Annotated in this window: 8 protein-coding genes, 1 tRNA gene and 1 pseudogene; 3 read left to right on the forward strand and 7 right to left on the reverse strand. The window is 50.5% G+C overall.

Annotation, left to right across the window (positions count from 1 at the left end):
- Positions 1-11: 11 nt before the first annotated feature.
- The gene (fimH, locus tag ACOTX3_RS15680; protein WP_058678873.1) at positions 12-1016 is read left to right on the forward strand and encodes a type 1 fimbria D-mannose specific adhesin FimH; all 1005 of its coding nucleotides are present in this window, start codon (positions 12-14) and stop codon (positions 1014-1016) included.
- Positions 1017-1025: 9 nt separating this feature from the next.
- Complete coding sequence (gene sfmF / locus ACOTX3_RS15685) at positions 1026-1550, forward strand: fimbria assembly protein (RefSeq protein ID WP_013095935.1); 525 nt, start codon at positions 1026-1028, stop codon at positions 1548-1550.
- Between the two features lie 51 nt (positions 1551-1601).
- Here sfmF and fimZ read toward each other — a convergent pair whose 3' ends face one another.
- The 3 genes from fimZ to ACOTX3_RS15700 all read right to left on the reverse strand — a co-directional run bounded on the left by fimZ (position 1602) and on the right by ACOTX3_RS15700 (position 4485).
- Positions 1602-2234: a fimbria biosynthesis transcriptional regulator FimZ gene (fimZ, locus tag ACOTX3_RS15690; RefSeq protein WP_013095936.1), complete on the reverse strand. Its 633-nt coding sequence runs from the start codon at positions 2232-2234 to the stop codon at positions 1602-1604.
- A gap of 805 nt (positions 2235-3039) precedes the next feature.
- Positions 3040-3762, reverse strand: a complete 723-nt coding sequence (locus tag ACOTX3_RS15695; RefSeq protein WP_058678874.1) for a helix-turn-helix transcriptional regulator — start codon at positions 3760-3762, stop codon at positions 3040-3042.
- Between the two features lie 24 nt (positions 3763-3786).
- Entirely contained in the window at positions 3787-4485 is a 699-nt protein-coding gene (locus tag ACOTX3_RS15700) for an EAL domain-containing protein (RefSeq protein ID WP_029882622.1), read from the reverse strand.
- A gap of 278 nt (positions 4486-4763) precedes the next feature.
- On the opposite strand from ACOTX3_RS15700, the gene ACOTX3_RS15705 reads away from it, so the two are divergent.
- Positions 4764-4840 (forward strand) — tRNA-Arg (locus tag ACOTX3_RS15705).
- Between the two features lie 15 nt (positions 4841-4855).
- Here the strand turns inward: ACOTX3_RS15705 and ACOTX3_RS15710 are convergent.
- The 4 genes and pseudogenes from ACOTX3_RS15710 to ACOTX3_RS15725 all read right to left on the reverse strand — a co-directional run bounded on the left by ACOTX3_RS15710 (position 4856) and on the right by ACOTX3_RS15725 (position 7045).
- A complete protein-coding gene (locus ACOTX3_RS15710) occupies positions 4856-6019 on the reverse strand; it encodes an integrase (RefSeq protein WP_127869188.1) in 1164 nt (387 codons plus the stop codon).
- 131 nt (positions 6020-6150) lie between these two features.
- Positions 6151-6246 (reverse strand): annotated as a pseudogene (locus ACOTX3_RS15715) (helix-turn-helix domain-containing protein); the annotation flags it as partial.
- Positions 6247-6256: 10 nt separating this feature from the next.
- Positions 6257-6430 carry a hypothetical protein gene (locus tag ACOTX3_RS15720; protein WP_161496905.1) on the reverse strand — a complete coding sequence of 58 codons (174 nt, stop codon included), beginning with the start codon at positions 6428-6430 and terminating at the stop codon, positions 6257-6259.
- A 36-nt stretch (positions 6431-6466) separates the two neighbouring features.
- Positions 6467-7045, reverse strand: coding sequence for a hypothetical protein (locus tag ACOTX3_RS15725; protein ID WP_127869187.1), 579 nt, complete (start codon positions 7043-7045; stop codon positions 6467-6469).
- Positions 7046-7341: the final 296 nt, after the last annotated feature.

Here is a 7341-nt window from a genome sequence, read left to right on the forward strand (position 1 = left end):
GGAACCCAAAGATGCGCAGTTTACGCAATGTGTTTAGCTTAGCGCTGCTCTGCAGCATGATGCCCGCGTGGGCGACGGTTTGCCAGAACGCCACGGGCGTGCCGAAGGATATCTCATACGATCTTTCAAACGTCTTTAACAGCTCCAATAACAAACCGGGGCAGATTGTGACCCTTGCGCAAAAATCCGGGCTGGTGGGCGTGAACGCCATTTGCCCTAAAGGAACAACCGGAAAGTCCACGATGCGTAGTTATGTCACCAGCCTGCCGATAACGACGGTAATTGATGGCTATAAGTATGTGAAGCTGAATGACTACCTTGATGGCGCAATGCAGATCCACGATGACTACGCGGGCACCTTCTATCCACCGTCAGACTACATTCAGATGGGGCAGCACCCTAACGTTCCGAACAACAAAGCGTTTCCTGTCACCGATTCGAAGCTGGTCTTTCGTCTGCGGGTCACACGGCGGTTTATCAACATGGTGGTGATCCCCCAGCAGACCATGTTCACCGTCTATGTCACCACCACGTCATCCGATCCGCTGAATACGCCGGTCTATACCATCAGCTACAGCGGCACCATTCAGGTACCACAAAGCTGTGCGATTAACGCCGGGCAGGTGGTGGAGTTTGATTTTGGTGATATTGGCGCGTCGTTGTTCAGCCAGGCGGGGGCCGGCAATCGTCCTCAGAACGTCTCACCACAAAGCAAAACCATTGCCATTAAGTGCACCAATGTGGAGGCCAATGCGTATCTGACGATGCGCATCGAGGCGGAAAAAATCTCGGGCAATGCGCTGGTTTCCGATAACCCGGATTTAGGGTTTGTCGTGGCGAACGATAGCGGTACGCCTCTGACGCCTAACAACCTGAACAGCAAAATTCCGTTCCGTCTGGATGACAGCGCGCAGGCGCAGGTGGGGATCCGGGTCTGGCCGGTGAGCATTACGGGGAATAAGCCAGCAGAAGGCCGGTTCACCTCTCGCGGCTATCTGCGCGTGGATTACGATTAAGGGGAAGAGATGGGGAACTGGAAATGGCCTTTCGCTGCGCTGGCCCTGACGATGTGTCAGGCAAACGCGTGGTCAGCCACAGCGCTGGGCGAGATCAATATTCAGATGTACGGCAATATCGTTGATTTTACCTGCGTGGCAGAGGGCAGCGACAGCGACAAGACCGTCACGCTGGGCACCTGGCCGACGAAGCAGCTCAGCACCACGGGGAGCCGCACGCAGCCCATGCCCTTTACGCTGAAGCTGACTGGCTGTCCGCCAGGCTCGGCATCAATTACGTTTTCCGGGAAAACTGACGGGAGTGACAGCGGATTGCTGGCGTTGAATGACGCCAGTACGGCGAATAACGTCGCGGTGGAGATCAGGGATGCGGATAAAACACGTCTTGCGTTACAGCAGGCCAGCCAGCCGGTGGCAGTAGATGCGCAGGGTAATGCCGTGTTGTCATTTTATGCTAATTATATTGCCACAGCGGATAACCCCCGACCCGGACGCGCCGATGCGGATGCCACATTTATGATTAATTATAATTAGCGCTGACCGCACTCCCTGCAACTCAGATAAACTGCAGGGAGTGAATTCAGGTTATAGCAGCTCGTGTGCCTTGGCGTAATCAATTAATTCCACAATGCTTTGCACACCGAGCTTGGAATAAATATTGGATTTGTGCGCGCTAATGGTTTTGTTGCTTAATAGCAGCTGTTCGGCAATTTCCTTATTCGATAAGCCATTCGCCAGATACCGCAGTACGGTGACCTCACGGTTCGATAATGGCATATCGGATGCCATCCCTTTCCCTGAGCCCAGGTGATTAATAAAGTTCAACGTTTCCGACGGGAAAAAAGAATAGCCCATCAGAATCATTTCCACGGCGTTGTAGATCTCACCTAAATCTTTTCGTTTACTGACAAACCCATTTGCCCCGGCGCGGATGGCACGGCCTGCGTAAAAGGACTCCGATTTGGAAGAGAGGAACAGGACCTTTATGTCTTTGTTTAAGTTTCTGATTCTTTTCAATAAAGCGAAGCCATCGGTGCCCGTAAGTTCAATGTCCAGGATCACCAGATCGATGGCGTGATTGCGGATACAGTCGAGAACTTCATGGCTGTCGCCAGACTTCAGTTTGACTGTGATATTTTTATTTTTCTGTAGCAGGACTTCTATCGACATTCTGACGATAGGATGTTCGTCCATAATGATAACGGATGCCGGTTTCATTTTTTATGCCTCAGATTGTTAAAAGCGTTATGCTGAGTTTGGTTCAAACTCTCGAAATGCCGGAAGGATAAATTTGCAGATCCTTATAGGGTGGTATTTCCCTGGAAAGAGCGAAAGCATCCTTGTTAACGTAGTGGTAATGTCATTGCCTCAGCGCGGTCATCTCATTTGGCTGGTGGCGGCAAAAAGGTTTTTCTTATTCATAATTGGTACGCGTCTTATTATACCGTGTAAGTTTTCTCCGAAAAGCCTGCAGATTAATTCATGATTATTGATTTGTATTATCTTCTGGATCTGAATGGCTATTTTTTTAAATTTAGCGGAAATGTCCTGTTATTCCATTTACCGCATCTTTTCATCTTTATGTAATAACAAAAAATAACAGATACCACTATATGTTGCAAAGTTGTTAATGAAATGGCGGGGCAGTAAAACGTCTCACCTGCTGCTGAAGTGGCGTGAATTTGCACAGATAGCGCGTCTCATCCTCATCCTGATACCTCTCCCCGATATCAGAAAAATACTATGCCGGAAGAGCAAAATCTTCTGCGGCCTTCGCTTTAAGCGCCAGGGGCGTGCAACCAAATTGCTTGTTTTTACATCATTATCATCCTGTTAACGGAACCATCAATCCCTTAACGCATGGATGAAAGTGCTGCGCTTTACTTATTCTTTAATATTTCACGTGGTTCAGAGTCAGAAATTAGGAATAGTTGTAATTTCGAGATTTATGTTAACAGTTAACATAAAATTAACATTTTCAGTAAGTAACTTCCTAAAGATCTTTAGGAAATAAGGGGTTAGGTTAAGAGTAAAACGGGCAGTCGGAGAGATTATTGAGAAGATGCAGCAGTTCCTGGCGATGGCTAAGCCCGAGCTTCACCAGAATGCAGCTCAGGCGATAGATAATGCGGCTGTAGGGGCGATTCTGCAGCAGGGCGATCTGACGTAGTGACTTCCCCCGCGACAGCTCCTGTAAAATGGGCCACTCGCCGCGAGAGAACCACTCTTTACTGGAGCCCTGTGGAGGGCTGATGTCCATCAGGCTGTGCTGGAGTGCCGCCGCCGTTGACTGGCGTTCAAGGACATGAAACGGCCCCGCCGCTTTACAGAACAGACGGGTGTCGTAATTATCCGCCCTGACCAACAGATACGGCGTGAGAAAGGGCGGATACAGGCTGTGTCTTCTCAGCTGATCCAGCTTTTCCATAAGCGCCGTGGTGCGGCTTTCAATATCTACCACCAGACGGGCTGCAGGCCACTGGTTGAGCGCCTGAAAGGCTTCGTCCAGCGTCGGGTAGTCGCTACAGCTGCTCAGGGGAAACTGGCTGTTCAGAAAACCGGTGCGCAGGAAATGATCTTCCGTGACCAGAATAATAAAGGGCGCGTCGGTTTTGCGATGTTGGTGGATGGACTGGCTCAAAAATTCGAGCCGGTCGAAAAAGGGGGGAGCAAAAGGCGAGTGCGTAAATCCCAGTGCATCACTTCCTGTACGCCGCCGCCGGTAACGGCGCACTGTCATTCGCATGGCTTCCCTCCTGGAAATGGCTTTTTATTCCTCCGGCCATGTCCAGGACGGCCAGTAGTACCCCTGGCCGAGTCCTGCTCCTGCCTGTCGTGCCCGGCTATGATCCTTTTCAGTCTCAATACCTTCAATAAGCACGTTGTCGGCAAGCTGAAAGCAACGTGTCACCAGTTGCCCGAGCGCAGGGGTGGCGCGTAAACGCCAGAATGCTTCCTTGTCGATTTTTATGCCGGTTAACGGCAGCCGGCAGGACAAAAACGGTTGGACGATCGCTTCATCAATATCATCCAGCCAGATACCGTGGCCTTGTCTTCTGAGCTGCAGCAGGCGCTGGTGAACGTCCTGCCGTTTTGTGTCAGACAGCGCCAGAAAGCGTGCCGGGTCGACAATTTCTATATTCAGCGGTGCGGCAGGCAGCCGGAGAAGCCGCTGAAAGGCGTCCGGCTGCGTTAATACGGTTATCGGCAGATTGACGTAAAGATTATGACAGTGCGGGGTATTTTTTAGCGCGACAAGTTGCGCTTCAAGCAGCGTAAGTGACCACTCCGCAGACCGATCGTTGAAAAATGCTTCGCTTTGCTCTCTTGCTGACAGAACGCTCAGCACTTCCACCCCAACCTGGCGCTGCGAGGAGAGGGCGATGATAGGCTCAAGTTTGATGCCCGCGATATCGTGAGAGAGGTGCTGCAAGCTGGGGGACGTATCGATCAGGTTTTGCGCTGTCACTCCATTGTCCTGTTGTCTGTCAGCCTCCAGGCGGCCGGGATACCTCACACTAGTGTGACGAGCTGACGCTCAGGAAAACAGCAGGCGTTACTTAAATGCAGCTAAGCCTTTTCGCAGCGCTAAATTCTACGAAAGAAAGGCCGGGGATGTTGAAAAAACAGCCATATTTACAATCAGCTAGCCCTAATCGGGGGTGAAAACGGAAAAGGCATTGACTCACCTGCCATTGACCGTATAATTCTTCGCGTTTCACCACCGCGAAGTTCACTCTTCTCAGTGCGCCCTTAGCTCAGTTGGATAGAGCAACGGCCTTCTAAGCCGTAGGTCGTAGGTTCGAATCCTACAGGGCGTGCCATTATGAATCATGAACTTACGCCTCTTTCACTTCCTCCTCATTTCCGTTGTGGGACATATTTGGGACATCAAGCCCAAAAATCGAGTCAATTTGCTTCGCATGCTCAGTTAAATGGTTAGGTGCTAAGTGGGCATATCGACGGACCATTTCGATGCTTTCCCAGCCGCCCATTTCCTGTAATACAGATAAAGGAACACCGGACTGAATTAACCAGCTTGCCCATGTGTGTCTCAGGTCATGAAAACGGAAATCCTCAATACCTGCACGACGACAAGCTGCATTCCATGCACTCTGGTCATCAACCCGCATCTTCCTCACTGATGGAGTCTTAGAGCCATCAGGTCGAACACCGGCTTTCATATGGACGAACACCCATTTATGATGATTGCCAATCTGATCGCGCAGAACCTTACAGGCTGTATCATTCAGCGCTACGCCAATAGCTCTGTTTGATTTACTGTCTTCAGGATTCACCCAGGCAACCCGACGCTGCATGTCTATCTGTTGCCATTCCATATTGATGATGTTCGAGCGACGAAGTCCGGTTGCCAGTGCGAACTTAACAACCGACTTCAGCGGCTCAGGACACTCCTCAATAAGCCTCTTCGCCTCTTCATGCTCCAGCCATCGCACCCGCTTATTCCTTACTGCAGGAACCTTAATAACTGGAGCCTTCTCCAGCCACTTCCAGTCACGTTCTGCCGCACGCAGAATGGCCTTCATCAGTGCCAGATGCTTGGCCTTGGTGGAAGTCGTGACGGGGGAGGCTGAATATACCGGTGCTGGCTTACCATTCTTCTGCGCCGCGGCTGCCTGAATCTTCCATATCTCAAGCAGCTTGCGGTTGCTCATCTTATTTACAGCTGAGTAAATCCTTTGCTCCGTAACATCCTTTAATCGAATCCCTTCGAAATGCGCCAACCAGAACGCCATGCGGCTGCGGTCGTCATTCAGTGACTTCTTCTCGGCTTTTTCCTCAAGCCACCGCATGCAGGCATCATCAAACGTTACATCAGGGAAATCGCCAAGCCGGTCTACTCGCCACAGTTCAGCTTTGCGTTTGTCATGTAGTTCAGTAGCGAGCCGCTTGTCGGAAGTCCCAAGGCTTTCCTTAATTCGCTTCCCGCCCGGTAGCGAGTACGATGCGTACCATATTTCACCTCTGCGGAAGAGTGACATTTCGTTTCCTCTTTAATGCCATCACCCGCGCTCACGCCGACAGTATGCAGCGGAGACTGAAGAGCCGCAATGCAGGCTTGCCGTGTAGTGAGGTATGGGGATTTAGGTTTTGAAGGGTCTTTGCGTGTTGCCTGAAGGCGGCCTGTGCGAATCCAGTTAGTGGCGGTAGGTCTGGATATCTTGAGAAATGCACAGGCCTCATCGAGTGTGAGGCTGTGTGATTCCATGGTTACTCCGTCATTTCATTGTTTTGCTTATGACGCGGTAGATGTATGGTTGTTTTGATGGATGGATATCATTTTTGGCGGTAGCTATTGCCAGCGCATCACTCTTCTTAAAATGTACTGACACCACCTCATCCTCATGCATTGCCGAGCGCCTGTGATAGCGAACCAGAATGTGGGCAATCATTATCTATCTCCAATAAAAAACCGCCATTGCGGCGGTCTAGTCGATTACGATTTTTCCTGACTTGATAGCGTCGTAGATTAGCTCTGCTGAGTGTCCGTTGCTGGCTGACCGTCGGCATAATTCAGCAATGGCAAATATCGCATCCTGCTTCTTCATATCAGCTTCTGAGCGGATAGGGCGTAATTCATCAGCCCAGAAAGGCCGAGTTGTCTTGCAGTCAAATACAAGCGCTTCCTTCCATGCTACTGCATCACCGTGCGCTTCAGGTCGCTCGGTGTAAGCAACTGTAGCCTCAACCCATTCACCGCCGTAATTTGCCTCTATGCGACAACCAACCGGAGGCAATCCCTGCCCATCCCATTCTGTCTTGCCGGCTGCAAATGCGGCTTCGTATTCTACTAGTGTCACACTTTCACGTTGGCAAGGCTCTGTTGGTGTTATGCATATGGCTTTTGCAATTGGTCCGTAAGTTAAAGAACAGTCATCAGGCCAATTACCATGTTCGTCATAGAAATCAATTGTCGCCTCATCAACAAAACGAACGCACTCAACAGCCCCTTCAGGCCAACCGCCAAGCTTAGGTAATTCCTGCACTAAAATATCAATCAGTTTCACATCCATCTCCTTACGCTAATTTCTTATAGACGCGAGGCTCATCAACAGTAGCCGCGCGAAGTTCGTGTTCGTGATGCACCGAGTAGTTGCCATCATCCCATTTGCACCAACACTTCGGATGGTCGCTATCCGGCTCAATCTGGCTCTCAACCATCCCTCTGATGCCTCCAGACTTAAGCTGCACTAACGCTGACCTGCTCCCCGTTGATTAGTACACCCCGATGTTAGTAATGTCTTCATAAGCCACATGAGGACATCCCCATGAAGAAGCGTTTTTCCGACGAACAGATCATCAG

It is taken from the genome of Enterobacter cloacae complex sp. IR5384, from assembly GCF_049237265.1.
Classification (GTDB): domain Bacteria; phylum Pseudomonadota; class Gammaproteobacteria; order Enterobacterales; family Enterobacteriaceae; genus Enterobacter; species Enterobacter cloacae.

Coding starts and splice junctions, on each gene's coding strand:
- sfmF (WP_013095935.1), top strand. CDS start 1,026: ATGGGGAACTGGAAATGGCCTTTCGCTGCGCTGGCCCTGACGATGTGT.
- fimH (WP_058678873.1), top strand. CDS start 12: ATGCGCAGTTTACGCAATGTGTTTAGCTTAGCGCTGCTCTGCAGCATG.
- ACOTX3_RS15695 (WP_058678874.1), bottom strand. CDS start 3,762: ATGCGAATGACAGTGCGCCGTTACCGGCGGCGGCGTACAGGAAGTGAT.
- fimZ (WP_013095936.1), bottom strand. CDS start 2,234: ATGAAACCGGCATCCGTTATCATTATGGACGAACATCCTATCGTCAGA.
- ACOTX3_RS15720 (WP_161496905.1), bottom strand. CDS start 6,430: ATGATTGCCCACATTCTGGTTCGCTATCACAGGCGCTCGGCAATGCAT.
- ACOTX3_RS15710 (WP_127869188.1), bottom strand. CDS start 6,019: ATGTCACTCTTCCGCAGAGGTGAAATATGGTACGCATCGTACTCGCTA.